General features: G+C 56.9%; 17 protein-coding genes and 1 riboswitch. Of the genes, 2 read left to right on the forward strand and 15 right to left on the reverse strand.

Going from position 1 to position 19,702, the window contains the following annotated elements:
* Positions 1-53 precede the first annotated feature (53 nt).
* The 6 genes from SD70_RS05890 to SD70_RS05915 form a co-directional block, all read right to left on the reverse strand.
* On the reverse strand, positions 54-965 hold the full coding sequence (locus SD70_RS05890) for an EamA family transporter (RefSeq protein ID WP_041046512.1): 912 nt from the start codon (positions 963-965) through the stop codon (positions 54-56).
* 147 nt (positions 966-1,112) lie between these two features.
* The gene (locus SD70_RS05895) at positions 1,113-2,207 is read right to left on the reverse strand and encodes a Gfo/Idh/MocA family protein (protein WP_041046514.1); all 1,095 of its coding nucleotides are present in this window, start codon (positions 2,205-2,207) and stop codon (positions 1,113-1,115) included.
* A 36-nt stretch (positions 2,208-2,243) separates the two neighbouring features.
* Entirely contained in the window at positions 2,244-3,074 is an 831-nt protein-coding gene (locus SD70_RS05900; RefSeq protein ID WP_041046516.1) for a sugar phosphate isomerase/epimerase family protein, read from the reverse strand.
* Positions 3,075-3,097: 23 nt separating this feature from the next.
* Entirely contained in the window at positions 3,098-4,408 is a 1,311-nt protein-coding gene (locus tag SD70_RS05905; RefSeq protein ID WP_041046518.1) for an ABC transporter substrate-binding protein, read from the reverse strand.
* A 118-nt stretch (positions 4,409-4,526) separates the two neighbouring features.
* Complete coding sequence (locus SD70_RS05910) at positions 4,527-5,360, reverse strand: carbohydrate ABC transporter permease (protein WP_041046520.1); 834 nt, start codon at positions 5,358-5,360, stop codon at positions 4,527-4,529.
* Positions 5,360-6,241, reverse strand: coding sequence for a carbohydrate ABC transporter permease (locus SD70_RS05915; protein WP_041046522.1), 882 nt, complete (start codon positions 6,239-6,241; stop codon positions 5,360-5,362). Before SD70_RS05915 ends, SD70_RS05910 begins: the two co-directional genes overlap by 1 nt.
* Before the next feature lie 156 nt (positions 6,242-6,397).
* Between SD70_RS05915 and SD70_RS05920 the strand changes: the two genes are divergently transcribed.
* Positions 6,398-8,194, forward strand: coding sequence for a cache domain-containing sensor histidine kinase (locus tag SD70_RS05920; RefSeq protein WP_041046524.1), 1,797 nt, complete (start codon positions 6,398-6,400; stop codon positions 8,192-8,194).
* Positions 8,191-9,816 (forward strand): response regulator, encoded by a 1,626-nt coding sequence (locus tag SD70_RS05925; protein WP_041046526.1) that lies wholly within the window; start codon positions 8,191-8,193, stop codon positions 9,814-9,816. The genes SD70_RS05920 and SD70_RS05925 overlap by 4 nt, the downstream gene beginning before the upstream one ends.
* A 58-nt stretch (positions 9,817-9,874) precedes the next feature.
* Here SD70_RS05925 and SD70_RS05930 read toward each other — a convergent pair whose 3' ends face one another.
* The 9 genes from SD70_RS05930 to pflB form a co-directional block, all read right to left on the reverse strand.
* Entirely contained in the window at positions 9,875-10,717 is an 843-nt protein-coding gene (locus SD70_RS05930) for a MetQ/NlpA family ABC transporter substrate-binding protein (protein ID WP_041046528.1), read from the reverse strand.
* 41 nt (positions 10,718-10,758) lie between these two features.
* Complete coding sequence (locus SD70_RS05935; RefSeq protein ID WP_041046530.1) at positions 10,759-11,418, reverse strand: methionine ABC transporter permease; 660 nt, start codon at positions 11,416-11,418, stop codon at positions 10,759-10,761.
* On the reverse strand, positions 11,419-12,417 hold the full coding sequence (locus SD70_RS05940; RefSeq protein ID WP_041046532.1) for a methionine ABC transporter ATP-binding protein: 999 nt from the start codon (positions 12,415-12,417) through the stop codon (positions 11,419-11,421).
* A gap of 96 nt (positions 12,418-12,513) precedes the next feature.
* Positions 12,514-12,619: riboswitch (SAM riboswitch) on the reverse strand.
* 88 nt (positions 12,620-12,707) lie between these two features.
* Positions 12,708-13,715 (reverse strand): SDR family oxidoreductase, encoded by a 1,008-nt coding sequence (locus SD70_RS05945; RefSeq protein WP_041046534.1) that lies wholly within the window; start codon positions 13,713-13,715, stop codon positions 12,708-12,710.
* 22 nt (positions 13,716-13,737) lie between these two features.
* A complete protein-coding gene (locus tag SD70_RS05950) occupies positions 13,738-14,574 on the reverse strand; it encodes a sugar phosphate isomerase/epimerase family protein (protein WP_231571060.1) in 837 nt (278 codons plus the stop codon).
* Between the two features lie 22 nt (positions 14,575-14,596).
* On the reverse strand, positions 14,597-15,688 hold the full coding sequence (locus SD70_RS05955) for a M24 family metallopeptidase (RefSeq protein ID WP_041046544.1): 1,092 nt from the start codon (positions 15,686-15,688) through the stop codon (positions 14,597-14,599).
* Positions 15,689-15,825: 137 nt separating this feature from the next.
* Positions 15,826-16,629, reverse strand: coding sequence for a GerAB/ArcD/ProY family transporter (locus tag SD70_RS05960; protein WP_052487097.1), 804 nt, complete (start codon positions 16,627-16,629; stop codon positions 15,826-15,828).
* Positions 16,626-17,390: a pyruvate formate-lyase-activating protein gene (gene pflA / locus SD70_RS05965; protein WP_052487098.1), complete on the reverse strand. Its 765-nt coding sequence runs from the start codon at positions 17,388-17,390 to the stop codon at positions 16,626-16,628. The genes SD70_RS05960 and pflA overlap by 4 nt, the downstream gene beginning before the upstream one ends.
* Positions 17,391-17,420: 30 nt before the next feature.
* The gene (gene pflB / locus SD70_RS05970; RefSeq protein ID WP_041046545.1) at positions 17,421-19,691 is read right to left on the reverse strand and encodes a formate C-acetyltransferase; all 2,271 of its coding nucleotides are present in this window, start codon (positions 19,689-19,691) and stop codon (positions 17,421-17,423) included.
* Positions 19,692-19,702 lie beyond the last annotated feature (11 nt).

The raw sequence follows: 19,702 nt of genomic DNA on the forward strand, positions 1-19,702 counted from the left end.
CGGCATCGGTCGAAAGTCGTACGACCGTTTTCGAGCGCCGTATTCCGATCCGCTCAAGCCGCGGTTCCTTTCGTTTGCGAATCTTTCTTTTGCACCCGATGAACAAGCTCGTTCGCCGATACACCTGCCAAAATAACGACAATTCCGAGCCATTGCAGCAAGGACGTCTTTTCGTGGAGGAACAAGCCCGAGCAAGCGATAACGACCGGAAGCTCGACCGAGCCGAGCATGGCGACAGCGCCGGTGCCGATGCGAGGAGCGCCTTTCGCGAACAAGTACGGCGGGATAATATAGCCGAACACGCTTAGCAGCAAAGCCCATAACCACAAGCCGTGGCCAAGGCTGCCGTTCCAAAGAAACTGCGGCGGATATATCAGCAACACCGCCGCTGCGCCGCCCGTCAGCATCCAGGAGCTGCGCTGCACAGCCGGAACGTTCACGGCCACATGGCCGCTGAAATACATAAAAGCCGTATAGCAAACTGCCGCCAGCAGCCCAAGCCCTACACCTGTAAGCCGTACGGAAACGGGCGAATGCTCCGCTATGCCGGAAGCAAGCAGCGTCCCCGCCAACACCATAGCGACCGTGATCCACTGGATGCGGCCGGGACGCCGCCCATGAACCGCCCATTCCACCGCCATCCCCATCCATACGAACTGGAACAGCAGCAGCACGGCAAGCGAAGCGTCCAGCATCTGCAAGCTGTAATAGTAAACGACTCCCGTCAGCCCCGTAAACACGCCGCTGCCGATGAGCTTCCAGCGCGTGGCCCAGCCGATTTCCGCACGATCCCGAATTATAAGCCGCAGCAGCCACATGATGAGGCAGCCGGCCGCCGCTTGCCCTCCGGTAATTTCCCCTACCGTAAACCCGTCCCGATAACCGAGCTTGACCATTGTCGACAGAACGCCGTATGAAGCCCCGCCCAGCAGGACGAGCAGGACAGCTTTTCCTTTTTCGTTCATTTGCAATCACCCATGATGCCGCATCTTCCTTTCTGGCAAAGCCCTTACCATTATAAACAAATACAAACAAAAAAGCAGGGCTTCGCCGCTTGCGAAAGGGGAAGCCCTGCCTTTGCCTATACACGTACGGAAGCCGGCCGAATCGCTTTACCCGTCAAGCGCGTTCCGCGGAAGGTCTGCGGGAAGCGCCGCCGGCCGCCTGCAGCCGCTCTTGACTTCGTAGTGGATGCCCTGTTCGGAGGACAGGTGGAACCCGTGCATCAATTCCAGAACATGATAGGCCATTTCGCCGCTTGCCCGGTGTTCCCGCCCGTTCCTGATCGCGTAAGCCATATCCACGACGCCGAGCCCGCGGCTGTTTTCCGTAAATCCGTGCGTGAGCGGAATTTCCGCAAAATCGGACTGGTTATGCCGCTTGATCAAAACCGGTCCGCCGAACGTGTTCGGGTCCGGAACGATCAAGGTGCCGGCGGAGCCGTAAATCTCCATATGCGGCAGGCTGGATCCTTGAATGTCCACGCTCGTAATGATCGTGCCTACCGCGCCGCCCGCGAAGTCGAGCGTTCCGGCGATATGAGTCGGAACCTCGACCGGTATTTTTTTGCCGTAGTCGATGTCGTTCGTTATCGTCCGTTCCGGGTAAGTCATTTGCGCCGAGCCGCTGACGCGCCGGACCGGGCCGATCAAATTGACGAGCGCCGTCAAATAGTACGGTCCCATATCGAACATCGGCCCCGCGCCTACCTGGTACAAAAATCCCGGGTTCGGATGCCAGCTTTCCGGGCCTGATCCCATCATAAATGCGGTAGCCGCGACCGGCTTGCCGATCCAGCCTTCGTCGATCAGCTTGCGGCACGTTTGAATGCCGCCGCCGAGGAACGTATCGGGGGCCGAACCGACGAGCAAGTTTTTCTCTTTGGCGAGCGCCAATATGCGCTGACCGTCTTCCATGCCGATGGCGAGCGGCTTTTCGCCGAACGTATGCTTGCCTGCAGCAAGCGTCCGCAAATGGATGTCCGCATGCGCGCCCGGAATCGTCAGATTGATGACGATTTCGATCTCCGGGTCGGCCAGCAGCTCGTCGACGCTGCACGCTTTCGGGATGCCGAATTCCGCCGCCCTTGCGCGCGCTCTGTCTTGATCCAGATCGGCGCAGGCGACGATGTCGAGAATATCGAACTTCCGCCCCGCTTCGAAATAGATCGGGCTAATGACGCCGCAGCCGATAATGCCTGCCTTCACTTTTTTTCATCTTACCCATGCCTCCGTCTTAGCCGCTTATGCCCCGAATAATTTGGAAATGTTGCGGTAGCTGATGGCGACGCTTTCCAGCTGGTTCCGGCTCGACAAATCCTGCTCGACGAACATGTATTTCGCCGCTCCGATTTCCCGCGCCGCGCCGATGATGCCGCCGATATCCAGCACGCCTTCGCCGACTTCGGCGAAATCGTTCACGTCCACCGATTTGACAAAGCTTTCGAACGTAATTTCCGCGTTGTCTCCGGCCGCCTCCACCAAATTGACCTGCTTGACGCCTGCCGGCAAATCTTTCTGATGAACGAGATCGCAGCGGTCGCCAAGCTTCTTCAAATAGGCGATCGGATCGACTCCGCCCCTGACGGCCCAGTACGTGTCCAGTTCGACTTTGACAAGATCCTTGTCCGTATTTTCGAGAATGATGTCCATAACGTACTCGCCGTCGAACTTCTGGAACTCCTGGTAGTGATTATGGTAATGGAAGTCGATGCCGCCTTTTTTGTAGGCTTCGCCGTGCCGGTTCAGCACTTGGCAAGCGTCGAGCACGTCCTGCTTGTTTTTAAAGAAAGCGATGCCGAGACCGATCGAGCTGCAGCCGAGTTCATGGAGATAGGCGATAATATCGTCGTAGCGGTCAAGCGGTCCGATGTGGCTGGAAACGACCTTCATGCCGAGCGCGTCCAGCCGCTTTCTGAACTCCGTGGCGTTCGGCTCCAGTCCTTCATCGGCATTGTGAATGGCGATTTCCAGGTTTTTGTAGCCGATGGCAGCCACCTTCTCCAGCGTTCCCCAATAATCTTTTTTCAGCTCGTCGCGTACCGAATAAAGCTGAAGCCCGAATTGCAAACTCATCGTCGTTACCTCCTAATTAGTAGTTATCGCGATTTCATTTTGTCCCATGCGGCTTGGAACTCGGCGAGCATTTGCTCGCTGGAAATTTTTTGTGCGATATATTTCTGCATCGATGCTCCGAACTCCTGCGCGGCCCCGTCGGGGAATTTCGCCCAATGCCAGCCGAGCACTTTGCCCTTGTCGATGTATTGCTGCACCGCTGCGCTAAGCGGCCCGATATCGGCCGGGTTCGCCTTGATGTTCGAGAACGCCGGTATGAATTTGAATTCCTTGGTCAAATATTTTTGGCCGGCTTCCGAGCTGACGAGCCAGTTCAGAAACTCTTTCGCTTCGTTTTTGACCGGGGATTTGTTGTAGATGACCCAGTTGTTGGCCGGGCCGACGAACAGCTTGTCGTTCATCTTCTCGTCGTCGTTGATCGGCATCGGCATAATGCCGACGTTCATGCCCGGGCTCAGCTTATCCAGCACCGGCTGCAGCCAGTTGCCGCCTTGGTTGATAGCCCCTTTGCCGGTGGCGAACATCGTCGTCGCGTTGTTGTAATCCGTCGTTAAGGCGTTTTTGTTGCCGTATTTGATGTCGAGGTCGAACAGATGGACCCAGTCTTTAAAAATCGCATTATCCGTAAACTTGGCCGAGCCGTCGTTCAGCCCCTTAATAAACGCATTAGGGTCGGGCTGTTTGGCAAACGCGTTGTCAATAGCATGGAATCCGAGTCCGAACCAGTTGTCGAACGTGTTGACGAACGGCTGCATGCCTGCCGCTTGAAGCTTTTTCGCCGCGTCCTCCAGCTGCGTTAACGTCTTCGGCGGCTCGGTAATGCCGGCTTTGGCGAACATATCTTTGTTGTATACGAAGCCCAGCCCTTCGAGTCCGACCGGCATGCCGTACACTTTGCCGTTTCTCGTCATCGGCTCTTTGGCGATCGCGATTTCGTCTTTCACCCAAGGCTGGTCCGACAAGTCTTCCAAATATTCCAGCCACGGGTCCATCTGCTTGTAGCCTTCGTTGTTGAAAATATCGGGCATTTCGCCGGAGGCGAACCGCGCCTTCAATTGCGTGTTGTAATCGTCGCCGCCGAGCACCGTATCGATTTGCAGCTTGACGCCGGGATGCGTTTTCTCGTATTCCTCTTTCAGCTTGTTGAACTGCTCGGCGATTTCCACCTTGAAGTTCATAATTTTGATCGTGACCGCTTTCCCCGGTTTGTCCGGCCCCTTCGCCGCGTTTGCCTGCGCATTGGCGCCGCTTCCCGGCTCCGCCTTGCTGCCGCACCCGGCCATCAAAGAGCCCGACACCGCTATAGCACCCAAGACCGAAATCCATTTTCTCATCGCAACCTGCTCCCCTCTTATGTTTGTTGCACTACACTGCCATTCTAGGGTAATTTCGCAAACGCCTACACTCATCGCTTTGACTATTTAGGTGGACAAATTTGCGTACCTGTTGCGGTTATCCTTTCACCGCGCCCGCCGTAATGCCTTGTATGATATGCCTTTGCAGGGCGAGGAAAAACGCGAGAATCGGTGCGATACCCATCACGAGCGCCGCCAGCGCCAAATCCCATTGCTGCATATATTGGCCGAACAGCGAGTTCGTCGCCAGCTGGATCGTTTGCAGCTGCGGCTTTTGCAAAACGAGAAGCGGCAGCAAGAAATCGTTCCACATCCACAAGCTTTGCAGCACGACGACGGTCACGGTCATCGACTTCAGGAGCGGAAACACAATCCGCCAAAAAATTCCATACGGGGTGCAGCCGTCGATAAGAGCCGACTCCTCGATTTCCTGCGGTATCGATTTCATAAAGCCGTGGTACAAGAAAATCGTAAAGGAGGCGCCAAGGCCTGTATAGCAGAAAATAATGCCGGGTAGGCTATTCAAAAAGTGCAGCCAGTTGCCGACCTTGACGAGCGGAATCATGATCGTTTGAAACGGGACGACCATCGAGGCGATAAACAGCGAAAACAAGATCCGGTTCGTTCTGCTCGGATAACGAAGCAGCCGGTACGCCGCCAGCGACGAGACGACGACCATGCAAATGTCGCTGAACGCCGTAATCACAATCGAATTGCGCAGCGCGCGGGGAAACTTCAGCACGTCCCAGGCCCGCGCGTAATTGTGCCAATCGAGGCTTTTCGGCAAGCCGGACGTATCCGCGAGCAGCTCCGCGAAGCTCTTGAACGAATTGGCGACGACAAAATAGAACGGCGCGAGGAACAAGGCGGCGACGAGCACGACGGCGATTTCGGAGGCGAGCAATTTCCATCCGTACGGCTTCGCATTCATCACATCTCCACCTCCCGCTTCTTCGTGATCGATACTTGCACCATCGTAATGACGGTGACGACGACGAAAAAGATAAACGCTTTGGCCGTTCCCAGACCGTAACGGTTGTTTTTGAACGCCTCGTAATAAATGTTCATCGCGACCGATTGCGACGATTTGAACGGGCCGCCCTGCGTTAACGAAAAGTTCAGATCGAACGATTTGAACGTCCACGAGATGCTCAGGAACAGGCAGACGGTCACGGCCGGCATGATGAGCGGCAATATGATCGTGCGCAATATTTGCCAGCCTGTCGCGCCGTCGATCGCAGCCGCCTCCAGCATATCGCTCGGAACGTTCGTCAGGCCGGCGATGTAAATGACCATCAAATACCCCGCTCCTTGCCATACGCTGACGATGACAAGCCCCCAGAAAGCCGTTGCTTCCGTACTGAGCCACGCCAGTTTGAAAAATCCGATGCCCGTTGCTTGTCCGATCGCCGGAAAGCTTTGCGTCAAAATAAACCGCCAAATAAACCCGAGCAGCAGGCCGCCGAGCACGTTCGGCATAAAAAAGACGGTGCGCAGCACATTGCGCGTTTTCATCGGCTTCGACAGCAAATAAGCGATCGCGAAGCCGAGCGCGTTGCTGATGGCGACGACGGCAACGGTAAACCGGGCCGTGAACCAAAACGATCGGCCGAAATCGGGATCGTCGGTCAAAATCGTTTTGTAGTTTTGCAGCTGCACCCACCCGATATGGCTGGATACGCCGTTCCAATTGGTGAACGAATAATACAGGCCGAGCAAAAACGGCACTACCATGACAACGGCGTACACGAGCAGAGCGGGTCCCAAAAAGACCGTCTGTTGAATAGGTTGCGATGTCAACCATCTTCTCACTGCAAGCAAGCCCCCCTATCCAGAATGTTGATCACACACCCTCATTGTATCGGCGGCATCCCGCAATGCCCACTCAGTAATTTGAGAACATAGGTGGACAATTTTGACTAGCCGATGCTAAGATGTAAGCGATAACAACAGGAGGAGACATCATGCATGCGATTTCTGCGAACCAGCGTACGCTACAAGCTTATTTGCTTACTGTTGATCTCCACCGTAATCCCCATTGCCGCATCGATATTCGTCACTTATTTCTACACGAAAGAATCGATCAAGAACCGGACGATCCAGGAAAATACCCGGCTTATGTCCGAAGGCAAAACGAACATTTCCAATTTCCTGGAGGTCGTCAACAGCGCCTCCCTCGTCCTTTATTCCAATACCGCCCTCGGCGGCATATTGGCAAACGGCGTCACCGACAACAAGGAGCGCTCATACGTTTACACGGCGCTCCAGCTCGTTGCCCAGGCTGCGGAGAACATTCATCAGGTTTATCTTTATTTGGACAAAGACCCTGACGCCTACTTGATGTACAAGGGCAAATTTGCGAGCGGGCAGACGGACGCCTTGCGCAAAGAAACGGATATCGCCCCTTATGCCGCCAAAACGGTCCCGACGCATTGGAGCGACGATTACGGCATTCACTTAATGCCGCCGAACACGCCGGAGCTCGTCTTTTCCGTGTACCGCCCTCTGTACCGCGTGCCGACGCAGGAAAGAATCGGGTTTCTGGCGATTGACGTGCAGGTGGACGCCTTGCGCAAATTGTGCGCCCAATTGTACGATGCGAACAGCGAGAATATGTACATTTTGGACGGCGGCGGCACTGTCGTCTACGCTTCGGACGAAGCGGAAATCGGGCAAAAGCCGGAGCAAGCCTGGATCCAAACCATTTTGGGCAGCACCGCTATTTCCGGCAGCCTGGAAAAAAGGCAATCCGGCTACGACGGCATCATTCTGTACGATAAAATCAAGCTGCCTTATTTGGATTGGACGCTCGTCAAGCGCATTCCCGGCCACTATTTGTACGCGCACGCCCGCAACCTGACGATGATCAATACCGTCATCGCGGTGCTGTTCCTGTCCGTTGCGACCGCTGCCGTCCTGCTTGTCTCCATTCGGTTCACCAACCCGATCAAAAAGCTGATCCGCAGCATCAACAAAATTCAGTCCGGCCAGCTGGAAGAACCGATCGATATTTCCCGCCAGGACGAATTCGGCTTGCTGGCCAGGCGGTTCCGGACGATGATGCATACGATCAACGACTTGATTTTGCAGGAGTACAAGCTGAAGCTCGCCAACAAGACGAATCAGCTCAAGATGCTGCAGGCACAAATCAACCCGCATTTCATCAACAACGCACTGCAGTCCATCGGCGCGTCCGCGCTGGACCATGACGCCCCCGAGGTGTACGGGCTCATCTCCTCGCTGGGCCAGATGATGCACTACAGCATGAACATGAAGGAGACGATCGTGCCGCTTTCGCAGGAGCTCGAATACGTCAATCATTATTTGCTGCTGCAGCAGCAGCGCTTCGAACAGAAATTGAAGATCGAATATGCGCTTGACGAGCGCGCGGGAGCGGTGCCCATACCGAAAATGATCGTTCAGCCGCTCGTCGAAAACTATTTCAAGCACGGATTTCATAAATGGCAGCATACCGGCGTGCTGAAGATCGGCACACAGCTGCACGGCGGCTTGCTGCAAATCGTCATCGAAGACAACGGCAAAGGAATTTCGGAAGAAAGGCTTGCCGCCATCCGGAGCGAATTGTCTTCTCCGCATGACGAGCTTTCGGATGGCGGGGAGCGGATCGGACTGATGAACGTCATGTTCCGGCTCCGGCTTTATTACGGGGAGCAGGCGGCTCTGCAGCTCGAAGACTGCCGGCCGCACGGCCTGAAAATCACGATGACGCTGCCGATTTTGCAGCAGGGGGAGACAGCGGTATGAAAGCGCTTATCGTCGATGACGAAAACCATGTCCGCAAAACCGTTCGCCGGCTGATCGATTGGGAAGCGTTCGGTTTTCACGAAATTTTCGAAGCGGAGGACGGCTCGGCCGCAGTGGAAATCATTATGGAGCAGCGGCCCCAGCTTGTCATAACGGACATTATGATGCCGCTCACGTCAGGCATCGAGCTGATGGAATGGATCGAAACGAACAACGCCGATTGCAAGACGATCGTCATTAGCGGCTACAACGAATTCGAATTTGTGCGGCATACCGTTAGGTACGGCGGCATCGATTACTTGCTGAAGCCGATCGACCGGAGCCTTTTGCAGGAAGCGGTCGGCAAAGCTGCCGCCAGATGGCGCGAAAGCGCGCAGGAAAAGCTTCAGCTGCAAGCCAAGAGCATCGAGGTGAACGAGCTGAAGCCGATGTACCGGGATAAGCTCCTGTCCCGTTTGCTTGCCGAGTCGGCTTCGGGCATCGCTCCTTCTCCGGGCGAGTCGTATCTTCGGGAATTCGCCGAGCTTGCGGGCATTCGCTCGTGCCGGGTCGCCGTTCTCGATCTGAAGACGCTCAAGCAGCCGATCCGCGACAAATACGCGGACAATATGGACTTGCTTTTCTTTTCGCTCCTGAATATCAGCAACGAATTTTTGCATCCGGCGCGGCGAGGGACCGCTTTTCGCAATTGGAACCATCCGGGCGAAATCGTGCTGCTGATCTGGGATGCGCCCGAAGCGGCTGCCGGCTGGCTGCGGCGCATTTCGGACGGAATCGGCCGCGTTCTGAAAGCCTCGGCCGAGTTCGGCATCGGCGCGGAGTGCGCTTTCCCTTCGGGCCTGCATCAGGCGTACGTGCAAGCGCAGGAAGCGCTGGCCAGGCGCAATTTGCTCGATCCCGCTTCCCGCATCCACGAATATTCGCCGTCGCTGCCGGCGCGGGCAAGCGCGCTTCGCTTCGGCAAATTCGAAGAACAAATTCGTCTCGCGGTCAGAAGCGGCAACCCCGATCTGATCCGGGCTACCGTCGGCGAATGGTTTCAGCTCGTCGCCGCGATGGACCGCATCACGATGGAGCAGCTGAAAATGTGGTGGGACGAATACAATGTGGCGAAGACGGGCTGGGTCGAAGATTTTCTGCAGGAATATAACGAAGCGCCGCGCATGCCGGTGGAAGACAGCCCGTTCGTCGTCCCTTTGGAAGAAGACGGACGCTTGTCGTTATCGCAGCTGCAGCAGCAATTGACGAGCCGCCTCGTCAAGCTTTCGCAAGCGCTGGCGTCGCTGCAAGATCAGGCGCTCAGCCACAACCCGATGCGCGAAATCGCGCGTTATATCGAGGCGAACTATACGAAAGACATTACTTTGCAAGACATATCCGCCAAATTCCACTTGAACCGGGAGTACATTTCCCGCAAATTCAAGCGCGAGTTTCAAGAAACGCTGATCGATTTCGTCAACCGGATTCGTATCGAGAAGTCGAAAATGCTGCTTCAGAGCCCTCACCTCAAAATCGCGCAGGTGGCGCAAATGGTCGGCTACAAGGACGAAAAATATTTCAGCCGCGTGTTCAAAAAAGTGGAGCGGATGTCGCCCAACGAGTTCCGCAAAAGCACGCAATAACGGAATGGAAATAGAAAAAAAGACGGAGCGCACGCCCGTCTTTTTCAATTTTATACGATTAGAACGCCGGCACGACCGCGCCTTTGTACTTGTCTTCGATGAACTTTTTCACTTCCGGGCTGTTCAGCGCTTTGGCCAGCTTCTGCATCGCTTCGCTGTCTTTGTTGTCCGGGCGGGCGACGAGAATGTTGACGTACGGCGAGTTGCTGTCTTCAATGAACAGCGCGTCCTTCGTCGGGACGAGGTTCGCCTGCAGCGCATAGTTCGTGTTGATCAGCGCAAGGTCGACGTCGTCCAGCGTACGCGGCAGCATGGCGGCTTCAAGCTCTTTGATTTTGAGGTTTTTCTTGTTTTCGACGATATCCTTCACCGTGCCGCTGACGCCGACGCCGTCCTTCAGCTTGATCAGGCCGTTCTTCGCGAGCAGCGCCAAGGCGCGGCCGCCGTTCGTCGCGTCGTTCGGGATGGCGACGGTGGCGCCGTCCTTCAGCTCGCTGACGTTTTTGATTTTTTTGGAGTAAGCGCCGAACGGTTCGATATGAACGCCGACGACTTTGACCAGATTCATGTTGTTTTTCTTATTGAAATCGTCCAGGTACGGCGTATGCTGGAAGAAGTTTGCGTCCAGCTGCTTCTCGTTGACCTGCACGTTCGGCTGTACGTAATCGGTGAACTCCTTCACTTCCAGGTTGACTCCCTGTTCCTTGAGCATCGGTTTGACGAAGTTCAAAATTTCCGCATGCGGCGCCGGGCTTGCACCTACCTTGAGCGTTACTTCCTTGCCCGCTGCCGGAGCGCTCGGCGTTGCCGGTGCGGATGCGGACGGGCCCCCCGCCGCAGGCTTTTGTCCGCAAGCGGTAAGGGCCAGCATGAGGGTGGCGGCTAAAATCAGTTTTTTCATCGTACGGTTCCTCCCTTGTTTTATATCTGCTATATATAAAGTCATCTGCGGCTGAATCGCTGGACAAGCTTGTCCCCGATCATCTGCAGAATCTGGACGAGCGCGATGAGAATAACGACAGTGACGATCATCACTTCTTTCTCGAACCGCTGGTACCCGTAGCGAATGGCCAGGTCGCCGAGTCCGCCGCCGCCGATCAGGCCGGACATGGCGGTGTACGACACGAGCGTCACGGTCGTAATCGTAATGCCTGCGAGCAGACCCGGAAGCGACTCCGGCAGCAGCACTTTCCACACGATTTGGCGGTACGACGCGCCCATCGACTGGGCCGCTTCGATGACGCCGCGGTCCACTTCGCGCAGCGACGTTTCGACCAGGCGGGCGAAGAACGGCGCTGCGGCGATGACGAGCGGCGGAATCGAGCCCCGCACGCCGAGCGAAGTGCCGACGAGCAGCCGCGTCAGCGGGATGACGGCAATCATCAGAATGACGAAAGGAAAAGAGCGCAACACGTTGATGACGAGCGAAACGGCGGCGTAAAACGGACGATTTTGCAATAAGGCGCCTTTCGACGTCAAATACAGCACGATGCCAAGCGGCAACCCGACGAGAAACGTAAACAGAGCGGACAAGCCGAGCATATCGAGCGTATCCAGCGTCGCTTGGCCGATTTCCGGCCAGCTGACTTGGGAAAAATCCAATTACGCCACCTCCACGTCAAGTCCGTCCGCCCGCAGCGTTTCGATCGTCCGCTCGATGGCGGCGCCGTCGCCCTCCAGCTTGACGACAAGCTGGCCGTACGGAACTTGTTTTAGCTTCGATATCGTGCCTTGCAGGATCGAGAAGGTGACGCCGGTCGCTTGTACGGCTTTGGACAAAATCGGCTCGTACGTCCGCTCCCCGAGGAACGTAATTTTCAGCAGGCGCGCCGCCAGGTCCGCCGCCGGCGGCAGCTCCACCGGATCGGACACTTGCTCGACGAATTCCAACGTCACCGGATGCTGCGGCTTCAGGAACACGTCCACGACTCGGCCTTGCTCGACCAGAGTCCCTTCGTGAATGACGGCAACGCGGTCGCAAATCGAGCGGATGACGTGCATTTCATGAGTGATGAGCACGATCGTCAAGCCGAACCGCTCGTTGATGTCCAGCAGCAGGCTCAAAATCGAATTCGTCGTTTGCGGGTCGAGCGCCGACGTCGCCTCGTCGCACAGCAGCACTTGCGGGTCAGCCGCCAGCGCCCGCGCGATCCCGACCCGCTGCTTTTGCCCGCCCGACAGCTGGGACGGATATTTGAAGCGGTGTTCGGTCAGGCCGGTCAGCTCCAGCAGCTCGCTCACCTTGCGCCGGATGTCGGCCTTTGGCGTCTTCGCCAGTTTGAGCGGAAACGCGATATTGTCCTCCACCGTCGCCGACGAGAGCAAGTTGAAATGCTGAAAAATCATGCCGATCTTGCGCCGCTGCTCCTGCAGCTGCTTCGTACCGAGTGCGGTCAAGTCGGTGCCGTCCACAATGACGCGGCCGCTTGTCGGTCGCTCCAGCAAATTGATGCTGCGCAGCAGCGTGCTTTTGCCTGCGCCGGAATGGCCGATCACGCCGAAAATTTCTCCTTTGGCGACGGCCAAATCAATGCCCGAGAGAGCGGTGACCCGCCGCGAGCCTGTATCGTAATGTTTGGTAATGCCTTCAAGGCGTATCAACCATATCACCCCCGGTGTGTAAAAATGAAGAACCCCTTTTTGTCTGAAGACAAAAAGGGGTTTGAGCATCGCTAAGCTATATCGAATGTCGTACCCTTCTCATCTTTCAGTAATCGCCGATGCGATTCTGAAGGAATTGGCACCAGGTGAACCGGTTGCCGGGCTTCATAGGGCCTTGTCCCTCCGCCGCTCTTGATAAGAAGATCCGTGTAAGCATATGAAATTGTAAATGAACAAAAGTAAGTATACGGCCACGTACCGGGGAAGTCAATACTTTTTTGACCTGTTGGTTAATTCATCGGGAGCGACGACTGATAAGCGCCTATGATTCGGTCCATCAGCGCGTTCCATTCGGCGTCGACGGTGCATTTGCCGGGATGCGCCTCGAATGAGCGCACCGAACGTTCGATTCCTTGCTGGAAGCGGACCGTCGCGGTGAATCCGGGTGCGAAGCTCTTGATTTTGCTGTTGTCGAAAACGACGCTAACCGCCTTGTCTCCAAGCAGGCCGCCGATATGGTCGGGCGACAACGCGCCGATGAATTCGCTCGAAATATGGACCAGCTTCGGCTCCACTCCGGCCGCTTTGCCGATCGCGCGGTAAATTTGGTTCCAATCGAGCACTTCGTCGGACGTAATATGAAACGCGTGGCCGATCGCGTTCATGTTGCCGAGCAGCGGCACGAACCCTTTGGCAAAATCGGTATTGTGCGTCATCGTCCATAGCGACGTTCCGTCGCCGTGGACGATAATCGGCTTGCCGGCGCGCATCCGGTCTACGAGCGACCAAGGGTGCCGCCAGCTGTTGAGCGACGCCGGGATGCTCGTGTCGCCGTACGTATAAGACGGGCGGACGATCGTAACCGGGAACCCGTCGTTCCTGTACGCGTCCAGCAGCACATTTTCGCAGGCGATTTTGTCGCGGGAATATGGCCAATACGGGTTGGCGAGCGGAGTCGATTCGGTAATCCGATAATGCGTCGCAGGCTTCTGGTATACGGAAGCGGAGCTGATGAACACGTACTGGCCGGTCTTCCCCCGCAGCAGCTCGATGTTCGGCTGCACTTGCTCGGGAGTGTACGAAATCCAATCGACTACGGCATCGAACGATTCGCCGCGCAGCGCTTCGGCCGCAGCCGCCGTATCGCGAATATCGCCGCGGATCAGCCTTACGCCGTCAGGGATCGCCTCCTGCCGCTGGCCGCGGTTGAACAGCACCAGCTCGATGCCCGTTTCGACCGCCAGCTTCGATACCGCTTCGCTAATGATGCCGGTACCGCCGATAAACAACACCTTCATCGGCTTCCACCCTCCTGTCAACTCATAAATACGGTTCAACGAGCTCTCTCACGCGCTCGATGCCCGCCCACATGTCGCCGGGACCGTCGTATACGAGCGTGATCGGCCCTTCGTAGCCGCTCTGCCTGACGACATCCATGCAGCTCCGGAATTCCTCGGCGTCGGGCAAGCCGCTGCCGTCCGTCATCGCTTTGGCATGGATCGACTCGCTTCGCGGTACAGTGCGGGAGAGCTCCTGCAGCTTGGCGGGGCCTTTGAAATTGCCGAAATCCGACGTTAGTCCGAGTTCCCCGCCGCACGCATCAAGCAGGGCCAGGCAATTGTCGGCCGTTGAGGTGAGCGGATGAAAATTTTCAGTGACGACTTTCACGTTCTTGTCCCGCGCATAATCGACAAGCCGCTGCAGCTGGGCTGCCGCCAAGGCGACGGCTTCCCGGCTCGCCGGATCGGCGTCCCCGCCGATAATGCGGATTCGCTCGGCTCCGGCGGCGGAGGCGACGTCGATCCAGCCTTTCATCCATTCGATATCCGCCTCCCGGCGCCGCTCGTCCGGGTTCGTAATGTCGCCGTAGTCGGCAAGCAGCGTGTAAAACCGTATGCCCGCCCGCTCCACGGCGCCGCGCAGCTCCCGCAAATACGATTCGCTCGTATCCGGAAAATGAAAATGGCACACTTCCATAGCGGCGAAGCCTCTGCTCATTAGCACGCCGGGAAGCTCGAGCAGAGATACGGTTTGCGGCTGCTCGTCGACAACGGTCGCATGCGCGCCCCGCTCTTCGTCCCACTTCGTCCAGCGCATCGGACCGAGATTCCGGTGCAAGCTCCATGTCGTCAGCGACAAATAAGGCACAGCAATCACTCTCCCTTTCCTGATTAAGATACTATACGCCGATCACCATCAGTTCTTTCGGAAAAGTTGTCAATACTTCCGCCCCGTTCCTGGTGACGAATACATTGTCCTCGATGCGGACGCCGCCGATCTCCGGCATATAAATGCCCGGCTCCGCGGTAAACGTCATCCCTTCCCGGACCGGATCGGCATTGTTCGCATGAATCGACGGATATTCATGGATTTCCAGACCGAAGCCGTGCCCGGCGCGGGTGATGAAATGCGGCCCGTAGCCTCTCTGCTCGATGACGCCGCGCGCCGCCAAATCGAGGCTGCCGAGCGGAACGCCCGGCCGCACCGCGGCGATCATCGCCAGGTTCGCCTGCAGCACGGCGTCGTAAATGTCCCGGCACTTGTCCCCGATATCGCCGACGGCGAACGTCCGGGTCAAGTCCGAGGCATAGCCGTCAATAAAGACGCCCGCGTCGAACAGCAGCAGGTCGCCCTCCCGAATCGGCTCCACCCCCGGCACGCCGTGCGGCAGTCCGGATTTGCGGCCGGTCAGCACCATCGTTTCGAACGACGGGCTGTCCGCGCCGAGCCGCTTCATGCGGTATTCCATTTCGGCGACGAGCTCGAGCTCGGTCACACCCGGTTTCACGAGAGCGATCGTATCGCGAAAGACGTCCTCGATGCAGCGGATGGCGCGCCTGATCACGGCGACTTCCCCGTCGCTTTTGACAACGCGCATCAAGGCGAGCTTCCCGTCCAAGCCGATCGCCTGCTTCGCGCCAGTCGCCTCCAGCAGCGCCCGGTAGCGCTTCACGTTCAGGTGTTCTTCCTGAAGGCCGATGCGGCTCATTCCGCTTCCCAAGTGCCGCTGCAGCACCTCGTAAGCATTTTGCGCATCGTCGTGGGCGTATATCGCCTTAACGCTGGACGTCTGCACCGCCTTCTCCCTGTCGAGCGCGGGCACGAACAGAAACGGCTCGCCGCCTTTCGGGCAGACGAAGGCCAAAAACCGCTCGTGCGGATCCGTCATAAAGCCGGTGAAATAATAAATAAGCTTCGGCAGCGTAATCACAATCGCATCCAAAGCTTCTTGCTCCAGCAAGCTGTACAAGTTGTCGATACGAGCGTTCATCGGACGGCTCATCCTTCCAAGAGGGATTACCCAGATTGTACCATATCGTACAGGCAGGTGCAGTACAAAAAAACGATGGCGGACGGGCTGCGGTCCGCGCATCGTTTGCGATCGATCACGGTCAAGGGCGTGATTTCCTAGAACCGTAGCTTGTATTTGCCCGTATCCCGAACCCGCAGCTTGACGTCAACTCCGGAAAGGGAATGTTCCCGCAGCGGAAACGATTGACCGGCAAAATAACGTTTCCGGAGACTTTGGTTGGTGCGGTACCGGTTCGTCAGCAAAAGCAGCAAGATTAGCTCGGCGAAGCCGGCGATGATGTAAACGCCGCCGGCAACAACGGGGGCGAAGCCGTTTTCCAATACGGGGAATAGAAGTTTGTATTGTTTATGAGGCAAGTTGGCTGTCATGACAAAGTAGCCCAATACGGCGACTAGAGGAAGCAACATGCCGCCCACAACAGCGATGACTCTTGCTCCTTGATCGGCAGTAATGACGCAGAGAACAATAAAGACGAAGGAAATGAACCCTTTCGGCGTAGAAGGAAGGTACGCCATTTCCAGCCAGTCCATCGTCTCCTTTATGGTAATAGCGGCTATCGAAACCACATAGAGCCCAAGCAAAGCCATGATCGCCCAAGCGATCGCCGCATGGCTTCGCCGCGCCAAATAATGCTGCAGCCGGCTGCTTCCTATCCGCTTCATGACAAACCCGATAACAGCCGCCAAGCAGACGGCCGGACCAGCCGCAAACAAGACGGAAAGCCAGGAATCTCTCCCGGCTACGTCCAGCAATATGGGGATTAAGATGACGTGATCCATGAGTCCCGCCGATAAAATCACCAGCATCATCAAGTGGGTACGGCCGATCATACGTAGAGAATTACCTCCGGCCTCCATTTCCGCTTGTTTTTCCCACTTGCCGGATTCTTTATTCATCATCGCCGCGTTTCTCCCGCAGCGGGACGCTCCATTCGGCCGCCGGCAAGCCGCCGCATATCTACGATATGGCGGGCCCGCTCCATCTCTTGTTCGCTTGGGACAGGAACGCGCTCCAAAGCATACGTCTTTCCGAGCTGCCGCCATTTGTACGCTCCCATATTGTGATAAGGCAGCAATTCCACCTTTTCCACGTTGTCCAGTTCGCCGATAAACTCCCCGAGCGCCTTCAAGTCGACATAACTGTCCGTGAGGCCAGGAACGAGCACGTGCCGGATCCATACCGGTATGCTGCGTTCGGACAGCCGCCTGGCAAACCTGATAATGGTGTCGTTCGGATGGCCGGTGAGTGCGATGTGCTTGGCGCGGTCCATCTGCTTCAGGTCCAATAAGACCAAATCCGTCACGTCCAGCAGCTTCTCCGCATGCGCCGGATCGCAAAAGCCCGATGAATCGAGGGCGGTGTGCAAATTCCAGCGCCGCTTGCAAGCTAGGAATAGCTCGGTCAGGAAGGGGGCCTGCAGCATCGGCTCTCCTCCCGTAACCGTAATGCCTCCGCCCGATCTCCGGTAATAGTCGAGATAAGGCTCGACTTCGGACAAAATCTCTTCGACATCGGCTGATCTGCCGCCCGTTCTGTCCCACGTATCGGGATTGTGGCAATATTGGCATTGCAAAGCGCAGCCCTGCATGAAAAGTACAAAGCGTATCCCCGGACCGTCCACGGTGCCGAAAGTTTCAATCGAGTGAATGCGGCCTTTCATGCGCTTACACTTCCTTCTGCCGAATCGGCTCTAGAACGTTCCGTGGAACGTACGGTTGATGACATCCAGCTGCTGTTCCCTGGTCAGCTTGATAAAGTTGACGGCATAGCCCGACACGCGGATCGTCAGCTGCGGGTAATTTTCCGGATGCTCCATCGCATCGAGCAGCTGCGCTCTGTCGAACACGTTCACGTTGAGATGGTGGCCGCCGCTTAGGGCATAACCGTCCAAGAGCGACACAAGGTTGCCCACGCGGTTGTGCGGCTCTCGCCCGAGCGCTTTCGGCACGATGGTGAATGTGTTCGAGATGCCGTCTAGACTGTGCTCGTAAGGAATTTTCGCCACGGAGGCAAGAGATGCGAGAGCGCCTTTGCGGTCCCGGCCGTGCATCGGGTTCGCTCCCGGAGCGAAAGGCTCGCCCGCTTTGCGCCCATCTGGCGTGCTGCCCGTCTTTTTGCCGTACACGACGTTCGAGGTGATCGTCAGCACCGACATCGTATGCATCGCTCCGCGGTACGTTTCATGCTTGCGCAGTTTGTTCATGAACGACTCGACGACCTGAACGGCGATGCTGTCGACCCGTTCGTCGTTGTTGCCGTACTGCGGGTATTCCCCTTCGATGGCGAAATCGACGGCGACGCCCTGCTCGTTGCGCACCGGACGCACGACTGCGTGCTTGATGGCGCTCAGGCTATCGGCTACAACGGACAAGCCGGCGATGCCGCACGCCATCGTGCGCAAAATGTCCCGGTCGTGCAGCGCCATCTCCAGACGTTCGTAGCAATATTTGTCATGCATGTAATGGATGACGTTAAGCGTATTGACGTACAGACCGGCCAGCCATTCCAGCATGCGGTCGTATTGTTGCATCACTTCGTCGTAATCGAGCACCTCCGAGGTGATGGGGGCTGTTGCCGGCCCTACTTGCATACCGAGTTTCTCGTCGACGCCGCCGTTGATAGCGTACAGCAGCGCTTTGGCCAAGTTGGCGCGGGCACCGAAAAACTGCATCTGCTTGCCGATCCGCATCGCCGATACGCAGCAGGCAATGCCGTAATCGTCGCCGTAATACGGGCGCATCAGGTCGTCATTCTCGTACTGGATGGAGCTCGTATCGATCGACACTTTGGCGCAGTACCGCTTGAACGGCTCAGGCAGCTTCTCCGACCAAAGAACGGTCAAGTTCGGCTCCGGCGCCGGCCCCAAATTGTACAAGGTGTGCAAAATCCGCAGCGAGCTGCGCGTCACCCGGGTCTCGCCGCTGAGAGCCATGCCGCCGATCGACTCCGTCACCCAGGTCGGGTCGCCGCTGAACAGCTCGTTGTAGTCGGGCGTGCGCAGAAACTTGACCAGGCGCAGCTTCATGACGAAATGGTCGATCAGCTCTTGCGCCTCATCTTCCGTCAACGTCCCTTCCATCAAATCCCGTTCGATGTAAGTGTCGAGGAAGCTCGATACCCGGCCGAGGCTCATCGCTGCCCCGTTCTGCTCTTTGATCGCCGCGAGATAAGCGAAATAGAGCCACTGCACCGCTTCCTTGGCGTTATTCGCCGGCCGCGAGATGTCGAAGCCGTACGATGCCGCCATCCGCTTCAGCTCCTGTAAGCTGCGCACTTGCTCCGAAAGCTCCTCCCGCGCGCGAATGACGGATTCGCTCATCGCGTCCACTTCGAGCTGCAGCAGGTCGTTCTTTTTGTCTTCGATCAGACGATCGACGCCGTAGAGCGGGACGCGGCGGTAATCGCCGATAATGCGCCCCCGCCCATACGCGTCCGGAAGACCGGTAATAATTCCCGCTTTGCGGGCTAATTTCATTTCCGCCGTATACGCGTCGAACACGCCCTGATTATGCGTTTTGCGTATGTCCGTGAACAGCCGCACGATGTCGTCCGGCAGTTCAAAGCCGTAAGCCCGGCAAGCGTCGATCACCATGCGGACGCCGCCAAAAGGCTGAATGGACCGTTTGAGCGGCGCATCCGTCTGAAGGCCGACGATCTGCTCTTTCTCCTTGTCAATATAACCTGGAGCATGCGATGTGATCGTGGATACGGTGTCGACGTCGACATCCAGCACGCCGCCGTTCTCCCGCTCCAGCCGCATCCATTCGCGGATTTGCCGCCAAAGCTCCTTCGTCCTCTCCGTCGGTCCGGCCAAAAACCGTTCGTCTCCGCGGTAGGGGGTCAAATTGCTGTCGATAAAATCTTTGACGTCGATCCCGCGCTGCCATTTCCCGGGCTTGAACCCTCTCCAGCCATCGTTGTCGGATTGCCGTCTTGCCGCTTCAGATTCGGTCATTGCCATGACGAGCGCCT

The organism is Gordoniibacillus kamchatkensis (genome assembly GCF_000829455.1).
Classification (GTDB): domain Bacteria; phylum Bacillota; class Bacilli; order Paenibacillales; family NBRC-103111; genus Gordoniibacillus; species Gordoniibacillus kamchatkensis.